This window comes from Pantoea sp. SM3, from assembly GCF_000963995.1.
Lineage (GTDB): Bacteria > Pseudomonadota > Gammaproteobacteria > Enterobacterales > Enterobacteriaceae > Pantoea > Pantoea rwandensis_B.
In genome coordinates, this window is sequence record NZ_JZRD01000014.1 from 14885 (window position 1) to 38071 (window position 23187).

At 55.3% G+C, this 23187-nt stretch carries 20 protein-coding genes; 12 read left to right on the forward strand and 8 right to left on the reverse strand.

Features of this window, described 5'->3' with window-relative positions:
- Nucleotides 1-165: 165 nt before the first annotated feature.
- The 3 genes from tal to ampH all read left to right on the forward strand — a co-directional run bounded on the left by tal (nucleotide 166) and on the right by ampH (nucleotide 4510).
- Complete coding sequence (tal, locus tag VI01_RS08985) at nucleotides 166-1116, forward strand: transaldolase (protein ID WP_045814871.1); 951 nt, start codon at nucleotides 166-168, stop codon at nucleotides 1114-1116.
- Nucleotides 1117-1185: 69 nt separating this feature from the next.
- Nucleotides 1186-3195 (forward strand): transketolase, encoded by a 2010-nt coding sequence (tkt, locus tag VI01_RS08990; protein WP_045814872.1) that lies wholly within the window; start codon nucleotides 1186-1188, stop codon nucleotides 3193-3195.
- A gap of 145 nt (nucleotides 3196-3340) precedes the next feature.
- Complete coding sequence (gene ampH / locus VI01_RS08995; RefSeq protein ID WP_038645536.1) at nucleotides 3341-4510, forward strand: D-alanyl-D-alanine-carboxypeptidase/endopeptidase AmpH; 1170 nt, start codon at nucleotides 3341-3343, stop codon at nucleotides 4508-4510.
- A gap of 84 nt (nucleotides 4511-4594) precedes the next feature.
- Here the strand turns inward: ampH and VI01_RS09000 are convergent, their stop codons facing one another.
- On the reverse strand, nucleotides 4595-5668 hold the full coding sequence (locus VI01_RS09000) for a DUF1176 domain-containing protein (protein ID WP_045814873.1): 1074 nt from the start codon (nucleotides 5666-5668) through the stop codon (nucleotides 4595-4597).
- Between the two features lie 578 nt (nucleotides 5669-6246).
- Between VI01_RS09000 and VI01_RS09005 the strand changes: the two genes are divergently transcribed.
- The 8 genes from VI01_RS09005 to VI01_RS09040 are packed head-to-tail and all read left to right on the forward strand — an operon-like array spanning nucleotide 6247 to nucleotide 14170.
- Complete coding sequence (locus tag VI01_RS09005; protein WP_034825836.1) at nucleotides 6247-7077, forward strand: DeoR/GlpR family DNA-binding transcription regulator; 831 nt, start codon at nucleotides 6247-6249, stop codon at nucleotides 7075-7077.
- A gap of 12 nt (nucleotides 7078-7089) precedes the next feature.
- Nucleotides 7090-8073, forward strand: a complete 984-nt coding sequence (locus tag VI01_RS09010; RefSeq protein ID WP_034825834.1) for a substrate-binding domain-containing protein — start codon at nucleotides 7090-7092, stop codon at nucleotides 8071-8073.
- Between the two features lie 2 nt (nucleotides 8074-8075).
- On the forward strand, nucleotides 8076-9581 hold the full coding sequence (locus VI01_RS09015; protein ID WP_045814934.1) for a sugar ABC transporter ATP-binding protein: 1506 nt from the start codon (nucleotides 8076-8078) through the stop codon (nucleotides 9579-9581).
- Nucleotides 9574-10563 (forward strand): ABC transporter permease, encoded by a 990-nt coding sequence (locus VI01_RS09020; RefSeq protein ID WP_045814874.1) that lies wholly within the window; start codon nucleotides 9574-9576, stop codon nucleotides 10561-10563. Before VI01_RS09015 ends, VI01_RS09020 begins: the two co-directional genes overlap by 8 nt.
- 13 nt (nucleotides 10564-10576) lie before the next feature.
- A complete protein-coding gene (locus VI01_RS09025; RefSeq protein ID WP_038645528.1) occupies nucleotides 10577-11626 on the forward strand; it encodes an ABC transporter permease in 1050 nt (349 codons plus the stop codon).
- Nucleotides 11626-12318, forward strand: coding sequence for a D-allulose 6-phosphate 3-epimerase (gene alsE, locus VI01_RS09030; protein ID WP_038645526.1), 693 nt, complete (start codon nucleotides 11626-11628; stop codon nucleotides 12316-12318). Before VI01_RS09025 ends, alsE begins: the two co-directional genes overlap by 1 nt.
- Nucleotides 12315-13208, forward strand: a complete 894-nt coding sequence (alsK, locus tag VI01_RS09035) for an allose kinase (RefSeq protein WP_038645524.1) — start codon at nucleotides 12315-12317, stop codon at nucleotides 13206-13208. Before alsE ends, alsK begins: the two co-directional genes overlap by 4 nt.
- Entirely contained in the window at nucleotides 13208-14170 is a 963-nt protein-coding gene (locus VI01_RS09040; protein WP_045814875.1) for a ribokinase, read from the forward strand. Before alsK ends, VI01_RS09040 begins: the two co-directional genes overlap by 1 nt.
- A gap of 187 nt (nucleotides 14171-14357) precedes the next feature.
- Here the strand turns inward: VI01_RS09040 and nudK are convergent, their stop codons facing one another.
- The 7 genes from nudK to VI01_RS09075 all read right to left on the reverse strand — a co-directional run bounded on the left by nudK (nucleotide 14358) and on the right by VI01_RS09075 (nucleotide 21218).
- Nucleotides 14358-14936 carry a GDP-mannose pyrophosphatase NudK gene (nudK, locus tag VI01_RS09045; protein ID WP_045814876.1) on the reverse strand — a complete coding sequence of 193 codons (579 nt, stop codon included), beginning with the start codon at nucleotides 14934-14936 and terminating at the stop codon, nucleotides 14358-14360.
- A 257-nt stretch (nucleotides 14937-15193) separates the two neighbouring features.
- Entirely contained in the window at nucleotides 15194-15778 is a 585-nt protein-coding gene (gene napC / locus VI01_RS09050) for a cytochrome c-type protein NapC (protein WP_038645518.1), read from the reverse strand.
- A gap of 8 nt (nucleotides 15779-15786) precedes the next feature.
- Nucleotides 15787-16218: a nitrate reductase cytochrome c-type subunit gene (gene napB / locus VI01_RS09055; protein WP_045814877.1), complete on the reverse strand. Its 432-nt coding sequence runs from the start codon at nucleotides 16216-16218 to the stop codon at nucleotides 15787-15789.
- Nucleotides 16219-16229: 11 nt separating this feature from the next.
- A complete protein-coding gene (gene napA, locus VI01_RS09060) occupies nucleotides 16230-18716 on the reverse strand; it encodes a nitrate reductase catalytic subunit NapA (RefSeq protein ID WP_045814878.1) in 2487 nt (828 codons plus the stop codon).
- Complete coding sequence (locus tag VI01_RS09065; RefSeq protein WP_045814879.1) at nucleotides 18713-19003, reverse strand: chaperone NapD; 291 nt, start codon at nucleotides 19001-19003, stop codon at nucleotides 18713-18715. The genes napA and VI01_RS09065 overlap by 4 nt, the downstream gene beginning before the upstream one ends.
- A gap of 162 nt (nucleotides 19004-19165) precedes the next feature.
- The gene (ansP, locus tag VI01_RS09070) at nucleotides 19166-20668 is read right to left on the reverse strand and encodes an L-asparagine permease (protein WP_045814880.1); all 1503 of its coding nucleotides are present in this window, start codon (nucleotides 20666-20668) and stop codon (nucleotides 19166-19168) included.
- 277 nt (nucleotides 20669-20945) lie between these two features.
- The gene (locus VI01_RS09075) at nucleotides 20946-21218 is read right to left on the reverse strand and encodes a YdgH/BhsA/McbA-like domain containing protein (protein WP_045814881.1); all 273 of its coding nucleotides are present in this window, start codon (nucleotides 21216-21218) and stop codon (nucleotides 20946-20948) included.
- A 242-nt stretch (nucleotides 21219-21460) separates the two neighbouring features.
- On the opposite strand from VI01_RS09075, the gene narQ reads away from it, so the two are divergent.
- Nucleotides 21461-23149 (forward strand): nitrate/nitrite two-component system sensor histidine kinase NarQ, encoded by a 1689-nt coding sequence (gene narQ / locus VI01_RS09080; RefSeq protein WP_045814882.1) that lies wholly within the window; start codon nucleotides 21461-21463, stop codon nucleotides 23147-23149.
- Nucleotides 23150-23187 lie beyond the last annotated feature (38 nt).

Genomic DNA, 23187 nt, shown 5'->3' on the forward strand with positions numbered 1-23187 from the left:
CTGAACCGATCAGGCACCCCCTTCCGTGACAGATGCCCTTCAGCGCCACAATCAGAGAAAACGCATTTTCTTCGTGCAACGTCTGTAGCACTGTGTTGAGCCACGACTCAACAGGAAAGGGCACGACTCGTTTGCCCACATTATTGCTAATCAAGGAGTTAAGCGATGAACCAGCTAGATGCATTGAAACAGTTCACCACCGTGGTGGCGGACAGCGGCGACATCGAATCTATTCGCCATTACCACCCGGAAGACGCGACCACTAACCCTTCGTTGATCCTGAAAGCTGCCGGTCTCGATGCTTATAAACATCTGATTGATGACGCTATCGACTATGCGAAAAAACAGGGCGGCAGCAAAGAGACGCAAATCATTAACGCCAGCGATAAAGTGGCGATCAACCTCGGTATGGAAATTCTGAAAAGCGTACCGGGCCGTGTTTCGACCGAAGTGGATGCGCGCCTCTCCTTCGATCGTGGCATGTGTGTCACTAAAGCTGAAAAACTGGTGCGGATGTACGAAGAGAACGGCATTGATCGTTCACGCATCCTGATCAAACTGGCCTCAACCTGGGAAGGGATCAAAGCCGCTGAAGAACTGGAGAAAAACGGCATCCAATGTAACCTGACGCTGTTGTTCTCTTTTGCGCAGGCGCGTGCCTGTGCCGAAGCAGGCGTGTTCCTGATCTCCCCGTTTGTCGGCCGCATTTATGACTGGTACAACTCACGTAAACCGCTGGACCCGTATGTGGTGGATGAAGATCCGGGCGTGAAATCCGTGCGTCGTATCTACGACTACTACAAAAAACATCGTTACAGCACCGTGATCATGGGAGCCAGCTTCCGTAAGGTTGAGCAGATTCAGGCGCTGGCTGGCTGCGACCGCCTGACCATCTCCCCTAACCTGCTGGAAGAGTTGGCAAACAGCGATGCACCGCTGGAACGTAAGTTAGAGCCTTCAACCGAAGGCTTCCATCAGCCTGCTCCGCTCTCTGAAGCCGAGTTCCGCTGGGAACATAACCAGGATCCGATGGCAGTGGAAAAACTGTCTGACGGCATCCGTCAATTCGCCATTGACCAGCAGAAGCTGGAAGATGTGCTGGCATCACGCCTGTAAATCACCACACTTCTCACGCCGGACGGGCGTCTGCCCGTCCGCTATTGCCCAATCACAAGGGAGTACCCTATGTCTTCACGCAGAGAGTTGGCTAACGCGATTCGTGCTTTGAGTATGGATGCGGTACAGAAAGCAAATTCCGGTCACCCCGGTATGCCGATGGGAATGGCTGATATCGCCGAAGTCCTTTGGCGCGACGTTCTCAAACACAATCCCAACAATCCGGCGTGGGCTGACCGCGACCGCTTTATTCTCTCCAATGGCCACGGTTCGATGCTGCTTTACAGCCTGCTGCACCTCACCGGTTACGACCTGCCGATGGAAGAGCTGAAAAACTTCCGCCAGCTGCATTCCAAAACGCCTGGCCATCCGGAAATTGGCTATACGCCAGGCGTGGAAACCACCACCGGTCCGTTGGGACAGGGTTTGGCCAATGCGGTGGGCATGGCCATTGCCGAGCGCACCCTGGCGGCGCAGTTTAACCGTCCCGGCCACGATATCGTCGATCACTACACCTATGTGTTTATGGGCGATGGCTGTTTGATGGAAGGCATTTCACATGAAGTCAGCTCACTGGCCGGCACCCTCGGCCTCGGCAAACTGATTGGTTTCTACGATCATAACGGCATCTCGATTGATGGTGAAACCGAAGGCTGGTTCACCGATGACACGCACAAACGCTTCGAAGCCTACAACTGGCATGTCGTCGGCAGTGCGGAAGGCATTGATGGGCACGATCCGGAAGCTATCGCCGCCGCCATCAAAGAAGCGCAGAGTGTCACCGACAAGCCTTCGCTGATTATCTGCCGCACGGTTATTGGTTTTGGGTCGCCGAATAAAGCCGGTAAAGAAGAGTCACACGGCTCGGCGCTGGGCGAGCAGGAAGTGGCCTTAACCCGTCAAAAACTCGGCTGGCACTATCCACCGTTTGAAATCCCGAAAGAGATTTATCAACAGTGGGATGCCAAAGAAGCGGGCAGTCAGCGCGAGAAAGCCTGGGATGAGAAGTTTGCAGCCTATAAGTCTGCACATCCGGACCTTGCCGCCGAGTTCAGCCGTCGTCTGGATGGCGGTATGCCCGCGCAATGGCGTGAGGCGACTCAGGCGTTTGTGGAAGAGCTACAGGCTAATCCGCAAAAAATTGCCAGCCGTAAAGCGTCGCAAAACACACTGGAAGTGTACGGCAAGCTGCTGCCAGAGTTGTTGGGTGGCTCAGCTGACCTTGCGCCGAGTAACCTCACTATCTGGTCTGGTTCGAAATCGATCAAAGAAGATATCGCCGGAAACTATATACATTACGGCGTGCGCGAATTTGGTATGACGGCGATTGGTAATGGCCTGGCGCATCACGGCGGCTTCATTCCGTACACCGCCACCTTCCTGATGTTTGTTGAATACGCGCGTAATGCGGTGCGCATGGCCGCGCTGATGAAAGCGCGTCAGGTGCTGGTATACACCCATGACTCGATTGGTCTGGGCGAAGATGGCCCAACCCACCAGCCAGTGGAACAGCTTGCCAGCCTGCGCGTGACGCCGAATATGAGCGTCTGGCGTCCGTGCGATCAGGTAGAAACTGCCGTGGCATGGAAAGCCGCCGTTGAGCGCCACCATGGCCCGACCGCGCTGATTCTGTCGCGTCAAAATCTGCTGCAGCCAGAGCGCAGCAAAGCACAGGTGGCCGATATCGCCAAAGGCGGCTATGTGTTACAGGATTGCGCGGGCACACCAGAAGCGATCATCATCGCCACCGGATCTGAGGTTGAAATCGCACTGGGCGCAGCCGATAAACTCGGGGCCAGCGGTCACAAGGTGCGCGTGGTGTCCCTGCCCTGCACCGACGTGTTTGACAAGCAGGATGCCGCCTACCGCGAATCGGTGTTGCCTTCCGGCGTCAAAGCGCGCGTTGCGGTAGAAGCGGGTATTGCCGATTACTGGTTCAAGTATGTCGGTCTGGATGGCGCGATTGTCGGTATGACCACTTTCGGTGAGTCTGCGCCGGCAGGCAAGCTGTTCCCGGAATTTGGCTTTACGGTGGAGAATATCGTGAGCCATACCGAAGCATTACTCAAGCCGCACTAATCGATTCGGCCCTGCGTCTTTTGGCGTGAGGGCCGTTTTTTGATCACAGCCTGATACAGAAAAAAATCCTGCCTTCCCTCTTCACGCCTCGCACAAACTGATTACTATAAGCTTTCCTCCGAATCCTGTTGCGGACGCTTTCCCGTTGAAAAAACGTACTCCTTTTTTACTGGCCTTAATGGTTTCAGTGCTTCCATTAAAAAGCATGGCGCAGACGGTAGCCGATCCGCTGCTGGCCTCACAGATCGTTGATCGTTATGCCGAGCATATCTTCTATGGCAGCGGCGCAACCGGCATGGCGCTGGTGGCGATTGATGGCAATCAGCGCGTATTTGCTAGCTTTGGCGATACCAGCCCTGGCAATAACGTGCGCCCTCAGCTCGATTCCGTGATTCGCATCGCCTCGCTCAGTAAATTGATGACCAGCGAAGTGATGGTCAAAATGGCGGAACGTGGGCAGATTCGCCTTGATGACCCGTTAAGCAAGTATGCTCCGGCTGGCGCACGCGTCCCGAATTACAACGGTCAGCCGATTCGTCTGATTAACCTCGCCACCCATACCGGTAGCCTGCCGCGTGAACAGCCGGGCGGCAAACCGCATCGTCCGGTGTTTGTCTGGCCAACCAAAACCGATCGCTGGCAGTGGCTGCAGGGTGCACAACTGAAAGCCACGCCAGGAACACAGGCCTCCTACTCCAATCTCGGCTTTGATCTGCTGAGTGATGCGCTGGCTAAAGCGGCAGGCACACCTTATCCCGCCCTGCTGCAACAGCTGGTGACGCGTCCGCTGGGAATGAAAGACACCACCTTTACGCCATCCCCCGATCAGTGCCAGCGCCTGATGATCCCTGAGAAAGGGGCCAGTCCGTGCAATAACACGCTGGCAGCGATTGGCAGCGGCGGCGTGTATTCAACGCCGGATGATATGGGCCGCTGGATGCAGCAATTCCTCAACTCGGCGGTCAATCACCGCACGCCGCAGGTTGATCGTCTGCAAACGCTGATCTATCGCCGTGATCAGCTGACCAAAGTGGAAGGTATGGATGTGCCTGGCCGTGCCGATGCCTTAGGCATGGGCTGGGTGTATATGGGGCCAAAAGAGGGACGTCCAGGGATTATCGAAAAAACCGGCGGCGGCGGCGGCTTTATTACTTACATGGCGATGGTGCCACAGAATAACGTCGGGGTATTTGTGGTGGTGACGCGTTCACCGCTGTCACGCTTCACTCCGATGAGCGATGGCGTGAATAACCTGCTGGCGGAGTTGGTGGGCAATCAAAATGGTTCGCCGATGACGGTTAACGCCATCCGTTAAATCATGAGAGGTTGCGGCCGCCATCAATGGCGGCCCTGCATGGATAGAGGGCGCATTGATGCGCACTCAGCAGCCAGCGCACCATTAATCCGACTGAACGGCATTCTGAGTTTGGCTGACCCACAGCGTGGGCCAATGATCACTGCTATGCCATGCGTCACAGGTTTTCTCTTCAGCATACTCTGCCAGCACAAAGTCATTTCCGTCGTACTGCCAACGCGTGGCGACACCACAATCTCCCAGACCGCGGCCTTTACTGAAGGTGTATAGCAAACCGCTGCTGGCATCAAATTCAGCATTCACCAACTCCATCTGATTGTCACTGCGTCCTGGAGGCGTGAATGGCAAGGTCAACGTCAGCCCGCGCGCCACGTAAGGCTGGCTACGCGTCACCTCAAAGGCCAAATCAATCACGTTATAGGCACCGGCTTCACAACTGATTAAAAGCAGCGCTTTGGTGTCGGTGAGCGGCGCCACACTCACTTCTCGCCTGAGCGGATCGAGTGAACAGTTGTCGGTGTTAACCCGCCAGGTACCGTAATCAATTAGACCGCTGGTTTCTTCCTGAGTTAACGGCGCTGGCTGCGGTAAGGGAGCGGGCAGTTGCGGTACCTGCGGCGCAGAGGGAACGTCCGATGGCGCGCGATCGCCCCGCTTCACCCAGGCACTGGCACCATTTACCCGCCCCTGAACGTCATCCATCAACAATAGCGCCGCTTTCATGCCGCTGAGTGGGATAGTGGCTTTAGCCTGATAGGTCAGTTGCAGAGTATGGGCATCCAGCGTTTGCGCCAGAAATTCGTCGATGGCAATGGCATTACTGGTTGCAAGATGATGTGGCTCTACGCTCCAGTGTTTGAGGTCCGGCGTCAGGCGACGCTGATCCAGCAGCAAATTATCCTTTAACGATCCGCCGGGCAGCTCTCCACTGTACGCGCTGCCGTAATCAATACGCAGCAGCGGGCGATCGTTAACGCCAGCGCTGCGTGAGAGGGTCATCACTAATCCGTTGTCTCCCGGAAAGCTGCGTGCCACGCAAAAAGCCGCGTTGTTACAGGTGAGCTGCCAGTCAGAAAATGACTTTTGCAGTGGCTCAGCCTGAACGCACGCGACAAACACAAAGGGCAATAAAAGCAGCGACTTCATCCAATAAGACATCAAAAAAAAGGTCCCCAAATTCCTTGAAAAGAAATCATAGCGTAACGGAAAGGTCATCAGCAGGCCGAAACTGTGACCTGGCCCTAAAAGCGGTACTCACTGCTGAAAAAGCCGTCGCCTGAGGGCGATCTGAGGCTGGAGAAACAAGAATTCCATCATCCGTTTCGACTGATTTCCGCTCAATCGGATTCGTCGGACTATGGCGTCATGTTTGTCTGAAAGCGTGTGTCTGGGTAATACCTCCGTCCGCTCGACGTCATGCCGTCAAAGAGGGTATGACTAAAAACAATTTAGCGCACATCACAATTCGGTCAAATACACACAAACGGTCACATTCGGTCATGATAAGGTGTTTTCATACGGTAATAATTGTTTGCTACCGATCCCTCGATTTAGCGCTAACACGCGTATTTATGTGAATAAAATCTCTATTACATGAAAAATAGATATCTCATTTACATAAAAATTTGATCCATATCACTCTAACGTCGCCGGGCATTTTGACCACTGCGGACTCGTGCGCAGTCCACATTTTCCCGCTGCGGTATCCAGTACTTTATAGCCATCGGAGGGAAGTCATGTTGCCGATTGAAAGACAGCAGCGAATTATTGACGAACTAAATTTAAATGGTCGGGTTATTGTCGCTGAATTAGTCACGTTGTGTCAGGTTTCGCAAGAAACCATTCGCCGTGATTTAACTCAACTGGAGAAACGTGGGCTATTACAACGCAGCCACGGCGGTGCGGTACCAGCAAAACGACAAGCCGCTAACATTCAGGGGAATACGAGGGGTGTTAACGAGTATGAATTATCTTTCCGCCAGCGCATGAATGAACATGTAGATGCAAAGATGGCGATAGCCAAACGTGCACTCGATTTCATCAGCCCCGGCGATTGTATATTACTCGACAGTAGCACCACTTGCTGGTATTTAGCGCGACAGCTACCAGATATTGAATTAACGGTGTTAACCAACTCTATCAGAATTGTGCAAACCCTTGCGGCGCGGGGAAGTATCCGCACCATCTGTCTGGGGGGAGAATATTCTGACCGTTATGAAGATTTCCACGGCGTTGTCGCTGAGCAGCCTTTACGGGAATTTCAGATTAATAAAATCTTTTTTTCCTGTAGCAGTTTAGGCAATGACGGTTATTTACGTGAAGGTAACGAAAACAACGCACATTTAAAACAACAGATGCTACTGGCAGCAGAAAGAAAACATCTGCTGCTGGACGCCAGTAAATTCCTGCGGCCCTCATTCGCGCGTATTTGTCATTATCGCGATGTGGACTTTCTCATCACTGACCAATTAAAAGACAAAGAGCTGGAACAAGAATTAGCCTGGAACGGCGTCAATATTATTGATTGCTCACAGCGCAACAATTCAATGCAGCTAATAAAAAATTAATCCGGAGTCTTTATGAAAAAACATCTTATCGCCTGTTCTCTGCTTGCCCTGTTTGCCGCCACCGGCGCGCACGCTGCTGACAAATTACGCATGGGCATCGTGGTGAAAATTGGCGGTATTCCGTGGTTTAACGCCATGGAAGCGGGCATCAAGAGTGAAGCGGCAAAACGCGGCATTGATGCATGGATGGTGGGCCCTACCGCCGCCGACCCTGCGCTGCAGGTGCGTGCGATTGAAGATTTGATTGCGCAGAAAGTCGATATCATCGGTGTGGTACCGAATGACCCGAAAGTGCTGGAGCCGGTGCTGAAACGTGCGCGTGAAGCTGGCATTCAAGTTATCACCCACGAATCACCGGATCAGAAAGGCGCCAACTGGGACTTCGAACTGGTAGATGCCCCGACACATGGCATCAACCATATGAAAGCACTGGCGAAATGCATGCATGAAGAAGGCAAATACGCCATGTACGTTGGCAGCCTGACTGTGCCATTGCACCAACAGTGGACCGATGCCGCGCTGAACTACCAGAAAGAGCACTATCCAAAAATGCAGATGGTGACTGACAAGTTCGGCGTGGGTGAATCGCTGGATGACTCCATCCGCACCACTAACGAACTGATGTCCAAGTACCCGGATCTGAAAGGCATTATGGCGTTCGGCTCACAGGGCCCAATCGGTGCCGGTCGTGCGGTGATGAACCGCAACAAGATTGATCAGGTGTGCGTGATTGGCGCCTTCAGCCCTGGCCAGGGGGCTTCTCTGGTGCAGCGTGGCGCAATCAAAGGCGGCTACATCTGGAACCCGCAAACCGCTGGCGAAGTGTTCGTGCGTATCGCCGACATGATGCAGAAGAAAGAACCCATCACCGATGGGATGACCATCGACGGTCTGGGCAAAGTGAAAGTTGACGAGGCGACCCACACCATCCTCGGCAACAACACCGAAAGTCTGGATAAAGAAAACCTGCCAAAACTGGTGAAAATGGGGCTGTAATGATGAAAGAGGTGATCCCACAGACGTTAATCGCGCTCGACAACCTGTCGAAAACTTTTGGTGGCAACCGCGCACTGAGCGATATCTCGCTGAGCTTACTGGCGGGCGAAGTGCACTGCCTGGCTGGCACCAACGGCTGTGGCAAGAGCACCTTGATCAAAGTGATTTCCGGGGTGCACGCCCCGGACAGCGGCAGCCGCATCACCCTGGGTGATGGCCCGACCTTCCCGCGTCTGACCACCCGTCAGGCGCGTGATTTCGGTATCCAGGTGATTTATCAGGATCTGTCGCTGTTCCCGAATTTGAGCGTAGCCGAGAACATCGCTTTTGAGCACAACCTCAACGGCCTGCTCGGCTGGCACCGCAAAGCCAAACTGCGTGAAACGGCAGCGCGTATTATTGAAGAGCTAAAGTTCGATCTCGATCTGGATGAAAAAGTCTCGGCGCTGTCGATTGCCGCACGTCAGCAGGTCGCGATTTGCCGTGCACTGGTCGCCGATGCGCGTCTGGTGATCATGGACGAACCGACGGCTTCTCTGACCCGCACCGAAGTGAACCAGCTGCTGCGCACCGTGCGCTATCTGAAAGACAAAAACATCTGCGTGGTGTTCGTCAGCCACCGTCTGGACGAGGTGCTGGAGATTTCGGATCGCGTCACGGTGATCCGCGACGGACGCAAAATGGGCTGCTGGCCCGCCAAAGAGATGACGCCGCATCATCTCACCGAACTGATGACCGGTCTGAAACTCGATTATCAACTGAAAGCCCCAACGCGTAATGCCGACCGCGCCATTCTCGAAGTTGAGAATCTGACGCGTGCCGGTCAATATCACGACGTCAATTTCAAACTGTACCAGGGCGAAGTGCTGGGTCTGTGTGGCCTGCTCGGTTCGGGTCGTACCGAACTGGCGCTGTCACTGTTTGGCATGACCAAACCTGACAGCGGCAAAATCTGGCTCGACAGTAAGCCAGTACGTTTCCGCGGACATGAAGATGCCATCAAAGCCGGCATCGGTTATGTCTCTGAAGACCGCTTAACTCTCGGTCTGGTGCAGCAACAATCGGTGGCCGACAACATGGTGCTGCCGATCCTCGACAAGCTGCAAAACCGTTTTCACATCATCGACGAGTACCGCAAAAACAAGCTGATCCTGCAATGGATTCAACAGCTCGGTGTGCGCGTGGCCGATCCCAATCTGGCGATCTCCACCCTCTCCGGCGGTAACCAGCAAAAGATCGTGCTGGCAAAGTGGGTACTGACTCAGCCGCGCATTTTGATTCTGGACTCGCCGACCGTGGGCGTGGATGTCGGTGCTAAAGCCAGCATCTATCAGTTGATCCACGAGCTGGCGAGAGAAGGTCTGTCGATCATTCTGATTTCCGATGAAGTGCCAGAGGTTTGGTACAACTGCGACCGCATTCTGCACTTCCGTGATGGCACCGTTCATGCCGAATACCAACCCGATACCGTTGAGCAAGAACAGCTGGCGGAGGTGATCAATGCCTGATTTTTCTCGTTTACGCCCGCACTCCAGTCAAGGCTGGCTGGCGTGGGTACTGCTGGCTTTCATCCTGTTCTTCTCGGTAGCCAGCGATCAGTTCCTCTCGGTCCAGAACCTGCTGGATCTGGCCGAAAGCTACGCCGTGACCGGTATTTTTGCCCTCGGCCTGTTTGTGGTGCTGGTGACCGGCGGGATCGATATCTCCTTCGCCGCCGTGGCGTCGGTGGTGCAATACCTGATTGCTTCGCTGTTTGTACAGTTCCAGTTTGATAACGCGGCACTGAGCATCTTACTGGCGATTGCCTGTGGCACCGCCTTTGGCGTGATTAACGCTCTGCTGATTACCTCGCTGCGCGTGGTGTCGATCATCATCACCATCAGTATGCAGTCGCTGCTGTTTGGCCTGTTGATGTGGGTGACCGGCGGCAAAAGTCTCTATTCATTGCCGGACTGGTGGATCACGCTGCGCAGCGTGCTGCCCTTCACCTGGCAAGGCAACAGCTTCCAGATTGGCCTGCCGCTGATCACCATGCTGGTGATTGCCGGACTGACCGCGCTGCTGCTCAACAAAACCAATCTCGGCCGCCAGCTGTATGCGGTGGGCGGCGATGCGGAATCAGCACGTCGTATCGGGATCCGCGTCGGCCTGATTCATGTCTTCGCTTACGGTTGGCTCGGTGCGATGGCGGCGATTGGCGGGCTGGTGCAGGTCTATCGCATGGGTGAAGTGGTGCCGAATGCGCTGGTGGGCGGCGAGCTGGATGTGCTGGCGGCCACGGTACTCGGCGGGGCCAGCCTGATGGGCGGTAAAGGCACAGTGAGCGGCACACTAATGGGCGTGTTCTTGATCGCCATCCTGAAGAACGGCCTCAACCTGATTGGCGTTTCCAACTACTTCATGAACATCGTGGTAGGTGGCGTGATCATGGTGGCGATTGCCGTCACTCACTACAAAAAACGTAAAGAAACTGACGTCAGTTTCGTCTGACAGGAGCATTCACATGAAATCACTCTCTGCTCTGCGTCCGGACGGCACCAATATCGGCCTGATGCTGTTGATTGCGCTGGCTCTGGCGGTCTTCACCTTCATGCTGCCGGGCCGCTTTATGACCGACTCGACCTTTATGAGTATGGCGTTTCAGTTGCCGGAACTTGGCTTGCTGACGCTGGCGATGTTTATCGCCATCCTCAGCGGCGGCCTGAACCTGGCGATTATCGCCACCGCCAACCTGACCGCACTGTTTATCGCCTGGACACTAATGAGCGCCCTGCCCGCTGATGCCGGCACCGGTCAGCAACTGCTGTGGCTGTTTATCGCTATCGTCGGCGCGATGCTGATTGCCGCTTTTATCGGTGTGATCACTGGCGTGATGGTGACGCGAATTGGTGCCCACCCCATTCTGGTGACGCTGGCGACCATGATGACGCTGAACGGCATCGGTATCTGGCTGACCAAAGGTGCGGCTGTCAGCGGTATGCCATCGGTGGTGCAAGCGCTGGGTTCCAACACGCTGTTGGGTATGCCGCTGCCGCTGTGGGTATTTCTGATTGCGGCCGCGCTTCTGGCGCTGTTCCTCGGCAAAACCCGCGCCGGTAAATGTATCTACATGGGCGGCAGCAACATCAACGCGACCTGGTTCAGCGGCATCAACACGCATCGCATGGTGGTGCTGGTGTACGTCATCTCCAGCCTGCTGTGCGTGTTAGCCGGATTGATTATGATGGCGCGCTTTAACTCGGCGCGTATGGGTTACGGCGATGCGTATCTGCTGCTGACCGTACTGGCGATTATTCTCGGCGGCACCGACCCGAACGGTGGCTTCGGCCGCGTCACGGGTGTGGTACTGGCGCTGATTGCCCTGCAAGTGCTCTCAACCGGTTTCAATCTGATGAACATCAGCCAGCACGTAAGCCTGGCGATGTGGGGCGCAGTGCTGATTGTGGTGTTGGCCTTCAAACAATTTAAAGCCCGTTTTAATGAACATCGTGCCGTCAAGCTGAGCAAGCTCGCTGCGGCCCTTAATCCTCTGACCGAAAAAAAGGAAGTCTAATGCGTATTCAAGTCTCCCCGTCGTTGATGTGTATGAATCTGATGGAGATCAAGCACCAGCTGGAAGTGCTGGACTCCCGCGCAGACTTCCTCCATATCGATATCATGGACGGTCACTACGTTAAGAACATCACGCTGTCGCCGTTCTTTATTGAGCAGATTCGCCCACACACCAAAGTGGCGCTGGATGTGCATTTGATGGTGGAACACCCGACCGACTTCATTGAAGTGATTGCCAAAGCGGGTGCCGACTACATCTGCCCACACGCAGAAACCATCAACCGCGATGCGTTCCGCGTGATCAACCTGATTCGCAGCTTTGGCAAGAAAGTCGGCGTGGTGTTGAACCCGGCCACACCGGTGTCGTTTATCCATCACTATATTCATCTGCTGGACAAAATCACCGTGATGACCGTGGATCCTGGCTATGCCGGACAGCCATTCATCCCGGAAATGGTAGCCAAAGTGCAGGAGTTGAAAGCCCTGAAGCAGCAGCATGGCCACAAATATCTGATTGAGATCGATGGTTCCTGCAACACGCGCACTTACAATACGCTGGTCGGTGCGGGTGCAGAAGTGCTGATCGTCGGTACCTCGGGCCTGTTTAACATCCATGACGATCTGGCAACGGCCTGGGACATGATGCGTGACAGCATTGATGAAGCTCAGGGCCTGGCGAAGGTATCCGCATGATTCCACGCTGGCTGGGTATCGACATTGGCGGCACCGGCACACGTCTGCAGCTGATGGAAGAGGGACGCATCTGGTCCAGCTTCCGCAAGGTGCCGACGGCCAGCTGGGCGCAGCAGCCCGACGCATTGACGGCACTCGGGCAGTTAATCAGTGAAACACTGGAGCAGCAACCGGTGAGCGGCGTGATGCTGGGATTGCCCGGCATACTGAGTCGCGATCGTCAGCAGGTGATTTCGCTGCCGTTTATTCAGGCGCTGGATCATCAGCCGGTGGCGGCGATCCTCACCGAACGTCTTGGCGTGCCGGTGGCGATGGATAAAGATGTTAACCATCTGATGATGTGGGATTTAATGCAGCTGGAGCAGTTGCCGGATATCGCGGTAGGTTTGTATCCCGGTACCGGCATGGGCAACAGCTTGTGGATTAATGGCCGCTTCTATCACGGCCAGCACGGCGGCGCGGGTGAATTGGGCCATGTGCCGATCGCCGGTAACGATCTGCCCTGCCCGTGCGGCAACCGGGGTTGTGCGGAGACGGTGACTTCGGGCAATTGGTTGAGTCACTGGGCTAAGGCTCACGTGCCGAATACCGATATGTCGGCGCTGTTTACGCAACATGGCGACCATCCGGAGTTGCAGGCCTTTGTTTATCGTCTGGCGCAGCTGATTGCCACCGAAATGAACATCCTCGATCCCGAATACCTGATTCTGGGTGGCGGAGTGCTGGCGATGGCGGACTTCCCGCTGGCGCAGTTACGCAGTCAGATTCAGCAGCATCTGCGTCCACCGGCCACACGTGACAATTTGAAGATCGTGTTTAGTCAATCCACCGATCACACCGGCTGTCGCGGTGCCTGTTTAGCCGCCGAACGCCTGTTCAGGAGTGCATGATGAAAGGAAAAGTGTGTGTGTTTGGCTCGTTTAACCTCGACGTCGTCGCGGTGATGAACCGTTTTCCAATGCCCGGTGAATCACTGACTGCGCACAACAGCATGATGGGGCCGGGTGGCAAAGGAGCCAACCAGGCCACAGCGGCGCTGCGCGCTGGGGCGCGCGTGCACTACATCGGTAAAGTGGGTAACGATGATTTTGGCACCTTTGCCCGTCGTCACCTGGAAAAGACCGGTTTCGATGCGATCACGCTGTTTACCTGCAAAGAGAAGCCCACCGGCAACGCATTAATCTATGTGGCCGGGGATGATGCAGAAAACATGATTTCGGTGTTTCCGGGCGCGAACACCACCGTGACGGCGGCCGAAGTGTCGCGCTGTCAGCCTACCGTGGCGGCGGCCGATATTTTGCTGGTGCAGTTGGAGAACAACCTGAATGCCATTCAGCGCATGATCGATAATGCGCGTGCGGGGGGCACCTTTGTGATTTTAAACCCAGCGCCGTGGCAGAAAGTGAGTGATGCGCTGCTGGCAAAGGTGGATTTATTGACGCCCAATAGCACCGAAGCGATGCAGATTACCGGGGTGAAGGTCACGGATTTTGCCAGCGCACAGAAAGCGGCGAAAGTGCTGCACCGTAAAGGCGCGCGTCAGGTGATTATCACATTGGGGATGGCGGGTGCACTGCTGTCCAATGCGGAACAGCAGCCGCTGCGCATTCCGCTGTTCCCGGCGCAACCGCTGGATACCACCGGCGCGGGCGATGCGTTTAACGGTGCGCTGGCAGCACGTTTAGCCTCTGGTGATGAACTGCCACAGGCGGCATTGTTTGCCTCGGCGTTTGCTTCGCTGTGTGTCGAGCGTTCTGGTGCGGCCAACTCTATGCCGTCTTACGCTGAAGCACTGGCGCGTATGCAGGCACATCCGGAGTGCGTGCCGGAGCCGTTGGAAGTGATGGCTTGATTTGAGCTAACAGCGTATCGGTGATGTTAGTTGAACCAATCGTGATAACGCAGTCTGGAGCCGCCTTGAGGCGGCCCCTGCCTGCTCATAAACTTGATTGCGCGTTGTTAAAAAGAGCAAAACTGTTTGATGCCACAGGCAATTCGCCACCATTTATTGACTCGTGGCTTAATTAGATTTTGAAAGTTTAAGCTCGCAGCCAACCCGCAATTTGCGCATATTGCAGCAGCATAATCGCTTTACCATCGAGGATGCGGCCGTCTTTCACCATCGCCAGCGCTTGCGGGAAAGGCAACTCCAGCACGGTAATCTCTTCATCTTCCACGCCACCACCGGCATTGGCGCGCATCGCATCGCTGTATTCTGCTGCGAAAAAATGGACGATTTCCGTCACGCCGCCCGGAGACATATAAGCTTCAAACAGCTTCTCGACCTTACCGACCTCATAACCGGTCTCTTCGATCGCTTCTTTGCGGATGCAAACTTCCGGCGTGTCGTTATCCAGCAGACCCGCGCAGGTCTCAATCAATTCACCGCTGGCATTACCGTTAACGTAAGTCGCAATGCGGAACTGACGAATCAGCAGCACGGTGTTTTTATCGCGGTTATAAAGCAGGATGGTGGCGCCGTTGCCGCGATCATAGACTTCGCGTTTGTGGCGAATGACTTCGCCGTTGCTACGGGTCAGTTCGTAGGTGAAGTTACGCAGGATAAAGTAATTATCTGACAGTAACTTATCTTTAATGATGTTGATCTTTAACGACATGGCCGCTCCACCGCTTAATGAGGGAGCCTGAGATAATAGGCGCTAGCGGCGGGGAAAACTATCTGAATTGCATTGGCGAACCGGATACAGGGTATTGTGGAGACCCGGCATTCACAGACGGGTCTCCCTCCATGGCGACTCTGCCATTTAATGCAGAGTCGCTGACCGAATCCGCATCAATGACAATGACCTGTGTGTCCGGTTAACCTGTTACCCAGGTGCCCGGTTTGTTCCTGACCACCGGGCTGACTGGAGCGTCAAAAACCGTTCTTCTGCTCGCTCATATCCGGCAGGTGATGCGCAATCCCTTTGTGGCAATCAATACAGGTTTGCCCATCCTCCACCGCTTTGCTGTGCATTTTTGCTGCCACCGTCTTCTGCGCGGTGAAATCCATATACTCGAAGTTGTGGCAGTTTCGGCACTCCTGCGAGTTATTGTTCTTCATCCTGCGCCACTCGTTCTGAGCCAGCTCGATACGTGTCTCTTCAAACTTTTGCGGCGTATCAATCAGGCCGAACACCTTCGCGTACACCTCTTTGCTGGCTTGCAATTTGCGCAGCATTTTCGGGCCCCATTCGTGCGGCACATGGCAATCCGGACAAGTAGCACGCACGCCGCTGCGGTTGTTGTAATGCACCGTCTGCATGTACTCCTGATACACGTTGTTGCGCATCTCATGGCAGCCAATGCAGAACTGCTCGCGGTTGGTCATCTCCATTGCGGTATTAAAACCGCCCCAGAAAATAATCCCACCGGCAAAACCCAAAATCAGCAGCGTGCCCAGTGCTAAGCGGCTGGGGCGTCGCCACCAGCGCCAGATGCGTAATAATCTTTCTTTCATTAATAACCTCACTGCCCAAAGCCATTGGCCGGTTTAAAGGTGTTCTCCACCACTGGTTTGGCATCGGTCTGCGGGACGTGGCACTGCAAGCAAAAGTAGCGACGTGGCGATACCGTGCTGCTCACCAGGCCATCGCGATCGGTAAAGTGTGTTGGGCTCACGCGCGGTGCGCCGGTGGTCAGGTAACTTTGTGTGCCATGGCACTGCAGGCAGCGGTTGACGTTTTTCGTCACCTGATAGCCATCGACGCTGTGCGGGATCACCGGCGGCTGATTCACGTAGTTCAGCGGTTTGCGGCTCTGCTCTTTTGGCTGATGGATCGTGCCCTGCTGCGTGGCCGTGACTTCCGGGGATTGCGTGAGATCCACGCCATGACCCGCGTAAACCACGCCGCCCAGCGTCAGAGCGGCAACGGTGATAAGAGTAAATAAGGGTTTCATTGCATCCTGCCTTAAATTTTGACCAGCTTAACGGCGCATTTTTTGTAATCGGTCTGCTTCGATAGCGGATCGGTGGCATCCAGCGTGACGTTGTTAGCCAGCACGCCAGCATCAAAGAACGGCATAAACACCAGCCCTTTTGGCGGTTGGTTACGTCCGCGCGTTTCGACAGTCGCCACGGTTTCCCCCCGACGTGACACCACGCGGACCTTCTCGCCACGGCGGAAACCGCGATCTTTGGCATCCAGCGGATGGATATACAGCAGCGCCTGCGGCACGGCGCGATGCAGTTCCGGCACGCGACGCGTCATGGTGCCGGTGTGCCAGTGTTCCAGCACGCGGCCAGTGCAGAACCACAGATCGTACTCGGCGTCTGGCGCTTCAGCAGGTGGCTCATACGGCAGGGCAAAAATGGTGGCTTTGCCATCTGGCTTGCCATAGAAACGTACGCCCTCGCCCGCTTTGACATAGCTGTCAAAGCCCTCGCGATAGCGCCAGCGTGTCTCTTTGCCATTCACCACCGGCCAGCGCAATCCGCGCGCTTCATGATAGGCATCGAATGGCGCCAGATCGTGACCGTGTCCGCGACCAAAGCTGGCGTACTCTTCAAACAGGCCTTTTTGGATGTAGAAGCCAAAATCGCGCGCCTCGTCGTTCAGTCGATCGTCGGCCACTTCGCTCAACGGGAATTGATTAACCTGGCCGTTGGCGTACAGCACGTCATACAAAGTTTTATCCCGCAGCGCCGGCTGTTGGGCAATCAACGCTTCCGGCCAGACCTCTGCCACGCGGAAACGCTTAGCGAAATTCACCATCTGCCACAGATCCGATTTGGCTTCGCCCGGCGCTTTCACCTGTTGATGCCAGAACTGGGTACGACGCTCGGCGTTGCCGTAAGCGCCCTCTTTCTCCACCCACATCGCCGTCGGCAGGATTAAGTCCGCACACAAAGCACTGACGGTGGGATAAGGATCGGACACCACGATAAAGTTGCGTGCATCACGCCAGCCCGGCATGCGCTCCTGGGTCAGGTTCGGACCCGCCTGCATGTTGTTGTTACACATCACCCAGTACGCATTCAGCTTGCCGTCTTTCAGCGCGCGATCCTGTGCGACCGCATGCAGGCCGATTTTGGCGGGAATGGTGCCCTGCGGTAGCTTCCACAGTTTTTCAGCCGTCGCACGGTGCTTATCGTTATTCACCACCATGTCTGCGGGCAGGCGATGTGAGAAGGTGCCGACTTCACGTGCCGTGCCACAGGCAGAAGGCTGACCAGTGAGCGAGAAGGGACCGGTGCCAGGGCGCGAGATTTTGCCGGTCAGCAGATGGATGTTGTAGCACAGGTTATTGGCCCACACGCCGCGCGTGTGCTGATTGAAGCCCATGGTCCAGTAGGAGACCACGTTGATGTTCGGGTCGGCATAGAGTTCGGCCAGCGCAATCAGCTGATCCTGCTCTACGCCACTCATCTCACTGGCTTTCTCTACCGTGTATTCGGCAACGAATTTGGCGTACTCCTCGAAGCTGATCGGCGTGGATTCGCCGCTATCCGGGTTTTTCGCCGAGGCCTGACGCGGATCGCTCGGGCGTAATCCATAACCAATATCCGTGACGCCTTTACGCAGCGTGACGTGATTCTGCAGGAAGGCTTTATCGACTTTGTTGTTCTGAATGATGTAGTTGGCGATGAAGTTAAGAATCGCCAAATCACTTTGCGGCGTAAACACCATGCCGTTGTCGGCCAGTTCAAAACTGCGATGACGGTAGGTAGAGAGCACGGCGACTTTAACGTTGTCATCGCTCAGGCGACGGGCGGTCAGGCGTGACCAGAGAATCGGATGCATCTCGGCCATGTTCGAGCCCCACAGCACAAAGGCATCGGCCACTTCGATGTCATCGTAGCAGCCCATCGGCTCATCCATGCCGAAAGTGCGCATAAAGCCCACCACGGCCGAGGCCATGCAGTGACGCGCATTAGGATCGAGGTTATTGGTGCGGAAACCGGCTTTCATCAATTTAGAGGCGGCATACCCTTCCCATACCGTCCATTGACCGGAACCGAACATGCCGATGGATTCAGGCCCGTTGGCTTTTAGCGCCGCTTTGAACTTCTGTTCCATGATGTCGAAGGCCTGATCCCAGCTTACCGGGGTAAACTCGCCTTCTTTGTCGTAGTGGCCATCGGTCATGCGCAGCAACGGCTGCGTCAGGCGGTCTTTTCCGTACATGATCTTGGGCAGGAAATAGCCTTTGATACAGTTCAGCCCACGGTTCACTTCCGCCTGCGGATCGCCCTGTGAGGCCACCACGCGTCCTTCCTGGGTGCCCACCAGCACGCCACAGCCAGTGCCACAAAAACGACACGGCGCCTTTTCCCAGCGGATCGGGGCGCCCAGTGCGGTCACGGCTTTGGTGACGCTGGGAATCATAAGTCCTGCGGCCACTGCCGCCGCTGCGGCCGCATTGGCCTTCATAAATTCTCGACGACTGACTTTCATGATGCTTCCTTGTGACGATATTCCGTTTCGTCTTGCTGGTGGTACACCAGAGAAACGGCCAATACATGCGGGATATTGCGGGTGGCTTCGATGTTATTCAGCAAGGCGCGACTGTCAGCGGCACCTAAGGTCACGGCCAGCGTGCCGCGTGCGCTGTCTTCGGCGGCGATTTCGCAATCAGAAAGCAACAGCAATGCCTGCTTTACCGCCGGGATGGCGTGGGATCGCGCCTGGATGACCAGACCGCATACGTGCCAACTGCTTTCAGGGAGAATGGAGTGCGTCATGCGCTCACCTCGTTTAGCCAGCTTGAGATGAGGCGTAAAATACCCTGAGGTTTTACAGGGCTATATCACCCAAAAGGTGTATATCCCGATGTGGGATCAAGGGAAGGACAATTGATATGAAAACGGGGGCCAAAAGGCCCCCGTTGATGAGAATCGCTGCGATTAACGCGAGCTATCTTCCGCCAGCTTAGCTGACGCATCATCCTGATCGTCATGATGATGGTCGTGCTCTTTCATGGCTTCCGCATGCACGCGTTTGCGCACGCCGAACCAGCCCAGCACCAGTACCACGGCAATCAGCGGGATGGACGCAATAGTGTAGGTACCGTTTGGATAATCAAACGCCATCAACACCAGCACGCTCACCAGGAACAGCAGCGTCAACCATGAGGTGAACGGTGCCCATGGCAGCTTGAAGCCGACGTCTTCCGCTTTACCTTCTTTAATCGCTTTGCGCAGACGCATCTGGCACACCACGATAAAGCCCCACGAAGAGATGATGCCCAGTGAGGCCACGTTCAGTACGATCTCAAACACCTGAGAAGGCACATAGTAGTTGAGTACCACACCGACCACGTACACCGCGATGGTAACGAGGATACCGGCGAACGGCACCTGCTGTTTGCTCATCTTCGACATGAACTGTGGTGCAGAACCGCCCATCGACATGGAACGCAGAATACGACCGGTGGAGTACAAACCTGAGTTCAGGCTCGACAACGCCGCACTCAGCACCACGATGTTCATCACGCTCCCAATGTAAGGCACGCCCAGTTTGGAGAAGAAGGTCACAAACGGACTCTGCCCTGCCTGATAGGCGTTCCACGGCAGCAGCAGTACCAGCAGCACCACCGAACCGACGTAGAAGAGACCAATACGCCAGATCACGCTGTTGATGGCTTTTGGCAGCATGGTTTTCGGGTCTTTACACTCCCCGGCCGCGGTGCCCACCAGCTCAATTGATGCGAAGGCAAATACCACCCCTTGCACCAGCACCAGCGCGGGTAGCAAGCCGTGCGGGAAGAAACCGCCGTTGTCCGTGATCAGATGGAAGCCGGTGGTATTGCCGTCCAGCGGTTTACCGCTGCCGAGGAACACCACACCGACAATCAGGAACACCACGATCGCCAGCACTTTCACCAATGCGAACCAGAACTCCATTTCGGCGAACCACTTCACGCCGATCATGTTCATGGTACCGACAATCGCCAGTGCGCCGAGAGCAAACACCCACTGCGGCACATCACCAAACGCGCCCCAGTAGTGCATGTAGAGCGCGACCGCGGTGATATCCACGATACCGGTCATCGCCCAGTTAACGAAGTACATCCAGCCTGCCACGTATGACGCTTTTTCCCCGAGGAATTCGCGTGCATAAGAAACAAAGCTGCCGCTTGATGGGCGGTGTAATACCAGTTCGCCCAACGCACGAAGGATAAAGAAGGAGAAGATACCGCACACCAGATAAACCAGTGCCAGAGCAGGACCAGCCATCTGCAAGCGCGCGCCTGCACCAAGGAACAGGCCGGTACCGATGGCACCGCCAATGGCGATCATTTGTACCTGACGGTTACCCATTGCTTTGTGGTAACCGCTGTCGTGGGAATTGAGCCAGCGTCTTTTCGCAGCGCGTTGTTCGGCTGCGGTTTTTTTAGTTGAATTCATAGCTTTCCTGTTTGTCCTGACCATCAATCATCGCCTAACCAATCGTTTGCGTGCGGCGGTGCGAAATGGGGTAAAACCCGCTACCGATACGGCGGAACGATGTCGCGCGGTGAGCCGGGAATTTACGGCGATGAATCCTACCCGTTCTGCATGAACGAAGCAAAAAATACCGTTTGGTTGCACAAGTTGAATTGTAAGAATCGGTCGCGGTGCACAAAAAAACCGGCCAGTGAATGGCCGGTAAAGGGGTGGCTACAGGGAGGTATTGCGGGGGGTATTAACGATAAATCTCTGCGGTACCGCTCCACAGGCTGGAGTCGCCTGGGTTTTGTACGCCAATGACACGGTAATGGCTGGCGCCCCTATCTTCCGCTTTCTGCGAAAGCTGACGTGTTGCATCATCGATGGAACCGCGAACACCGCTGATAGAAACGGTACCGCTGCTTTGCAGGTTTTCCGCCTGCTCAGCACTTAAAGGTTGCGCGGCAAAGGCCGTGAAACTTGCGGTGGCAAGCAGTGCAGCAGTCAGAATGGCAATCGGTGTCTTCATCATTTGCTCCTGTTGTCTTCCGTTCAGAAAAGTGATTACGCAGCAAATTATCAGCGAAGTAATGAAAAGCAGGCACAGCAGGCCGTAAAGCCGTTCAATAATTCGCCAGCTAACGACATGCAATCCAGGGAAAGGTAAAGAGAAGTGGATTTCTCTGCTAAAAGTAACCTGATGTGACGATTTCCGGCTCGCTGTCCGCCAGACGCTGCCTTATAATCCCACGCTCTTATAAGGGTTTTATTGTGATAGTGAAACGTCCTGTTACCCGCACCATAGCCCGTGCCCTGAGCGCGATTGTGTTGTTGTCGCTGCTCACCACTGGCCTGGCGCTGTTAACGCTCTCCAGCAGTTTGCGTGATGCCGAAGCGGTGAATGTCGCCGGTTCACTGCGCATGCAAATTTATCGCCTCGCCTGGGATACCACGCGTGATCCGCAGCTGTTAGTGCAGCATATTAAGATCTATCAGCAAACTCTCAGCTCGCCGGCTTTGCGGCATCTGGAACGCCCGTGGGTGCCGAAGGAAGTGGCCAGCCGCTATCGCTATCTGCGCGACAGCTGGCCGCAGTTGCAGCAAACGCTGCAACCCGAACGCGCGCAGATCTACCAGCAACGCGTTGCTGGTTACGTCAGTGAGATCGACCGTTTTGTGCTGGCGCTGCAGCATTACGCTGAACTGAAGATGCATCTCGTGGCGGCCAGCAGCCTGTTTGGTTTCCTGGCGATTGTGGCGCTGGCGCTATGGACCATCCGCTTTATTCGTCGCAACGTGGTGCGCCCGCTGGATTCACTGGTCACGGCCAGCCAATACGTTGAGCAGGCGAATTTCAGCTTTCCGCCGTTATCGGTTTCCCAACCCACAGAACTCGGCGTGTTAGCTCAAGCCTTTACCACCATGGCCGAACGGCTGCACTCGCACTATCGCCTGCTTGAGCTGGCGGTGCGCAATAAAACGGAAGACCTGACGCAAGCCAACCGCACGCTGAAATTACTCTATGAATGCTCGCAAGTCCTCACCAGCAGCCCACTTAATCCGGAGTTGTTCCAGGGATTGCTGCGGCTGGTTCAACGTCGTGAGGCGTTGACCGTATTGAGCATCACCAGCGACGGCATTGACTTTCAGACGGGCGTGGCGGAAGACGATCTCGAATGGCAGCGTTTGCCGTTGCAACAAGAAGATCAGTCACTCGGCGAAGTGTGCTGGCAAACGCGGCGAGCGCCACCTGCCGATGAACTGATGCAAAGCCTGGCCAACATGCTGGCGCGTTCGTTATGGATTTGGCAGACGCAAAAACAGTACCAGCAGATGCTATTAATAGAAGAGCGATCCACCATCGCGCGTGAACTGCATGATTCGCTGGCGCAGTCGCTCTCTTTCCTGCGCATCCAGCTCACACTGCTGCGCCGCAATGTCGATCACACCCAGCCCCAGGCACAATCGATTATTGCCGAGTTTGATCGCGCCCTGGCCGAGGCCTATCAGCAACTGCGCGAGTTACTGACGACCTTCCGTCTGACCATCGAACAGGCGGATTTAGTGCAGGCGATGCAGGCAATGATCGCTCCGTTGCAGGAACAGTCTCACGCCACAATCGCCTTCGATTACCAACCGGGACTGCAAACGCTGGATGCTCAACAGCAGGTGCATGTGCTGCAAATTGCGCGCGAAGCGCTGCTGAACGCTATTCGCCACGCGCAGGCGCAGCAAATCCATATTTTTTATCAGCGCGATGAAGACGCATTCCATCTGCTGACGATTGAAGATGACGGTTGCGGCATCCGCAGCCTGGAAGAACCGCCAGGCCATTACGGCCTGACGATAATGGCGGAGCGCGCTGCCCGACTTTCCGGCAGCTTACTGATTACCCCGCAGACGCGTGGAACGCGCGTTACGCTGCGTTTCCCACCACGCCCGGCACACCGGCTGGCTTAACGCGATACACTTATGTTGAATGGACTTTGACTGGAGAA

Bases quoted from the DNA above. Each gene is read 5' to 3' on its own strand.
- ansP (WP_045814880.1), bottom strand. From the start codon at position 20,668: ATGAATTCAACTAAAAAAACCGCAGCCGAACAACGCGCTGCGAAAAGA.
- VI01_RS09075 (WP_045814881.1), bottom strand. From the start codon at position 21,218: ATGAAGACACCGATTGCCATTCTGACTGCTGCACTGCTTGCCACCGCA.
- VI01_RS09025 (WP_038645528.1), top strand. From the start codon at position 10,577: ATGAAATCACTCTCTGCTCTGCGTCCGGACGGCACCAATATCGGCCTG.
- napA (WP_045814878.1), bottom strand. From the start codon at position 18,716: ATGAAAGTCAGTCGTCGAGAATTTATGAAGGCCAATGCGGCCGCAGCG.
- VI01_RS09005 (WP_034825836.1), top strand. From the start codon at position 6,247: ATGTTGCCGATTGAAAGACAGCAGCGAATTATTGACGAACTAAATTTA.
- VI01_RS09065 (WP_045814879.1), bottom strand. From the start codon at position 19,003: ATGACGCACTCCATTCTCCCTGAAAGCAGTTGGCACGTATGCGGTCTG.
- VI01_RS09040 (WP_045814875.1), top strand. From the start codon at position 13,208: ATGAAAGGAAAAGTGTGTGTGTTTGGCTCGTTTAACCTCGACGTCGTC.
- napC (WP_038645518.1), bottom strand. From the start codon at position 15,778: ATGAAAGAAAGATTATTACGCATCTGGCGCTGGTGGCGACGCCCCAGC.
- VI01_RS09020 (WP_045814874.1), top strand. From the start codon at position 9,574: ATGCCTGATTTTTCTCGTTTACGCCCGCACTCCAGTCAAGGCTGGCTG.
- napB (WP_045814877.1), bottom strand. From the start codon at position 16,218: ATGAAACCCTTATTTACTCTTATCACCGTTGCCGCTCTGACGCTGGGC.
- nudK (WP_045814876.1), bottom strand. From the start codon at position 14,936: ATGTCGTTAAAGATCAACATCATTAAAGATAAGTTACTGTCAGATAAT.
- tal (WP_045814871.1), top strand. From the start codon at position 166: ATGAACCAGCTAGATGCATTGAAACAGTTCACCACCGTGGTGGCGGAC.
- VI01_RS09000 (WP_045814873.1), bottom strand. From the start codon at position 5,668: ATGTCTTATTGGATGAAGTCGCTGCTTTTATTGCCCTTTGTGTTTGTC.
- alsE (WP_038645526.1), top strand. From the start codon at position 11,626: ATGCGTATTCAAGTCTCCCCGTCGTTGATGTGTATGAATCTGATGGAG.
- tkt (WP_045814872.1), top strand. From the start codon at position 1,186: ATGTCTTCACGCAGAGAGTTGGCTAACGCGATTCGTGCTTTGAGTATG.
- alsK (WP_038645524.1), top strand. From the start codon at position 12,315: ATGATTCCACGCTGGCTGGGTATCGACATTGGCGGCACCGGCACACGT.
- VI01_RS09010 (WP_034825834.1), top strand. From the start codon at position 7,090: ATGAAAAAACATCTTATCGCCTGTTCTCTGCTTGCCCTGTTTGCCGCC.
- VI01_RS09015 (WP_045814934.1), top strand. From the start codon at position 8,076: ATGAAAGAGGTGATCCCACAGACGTTAATCGCGCTCGACAACCTGTCG.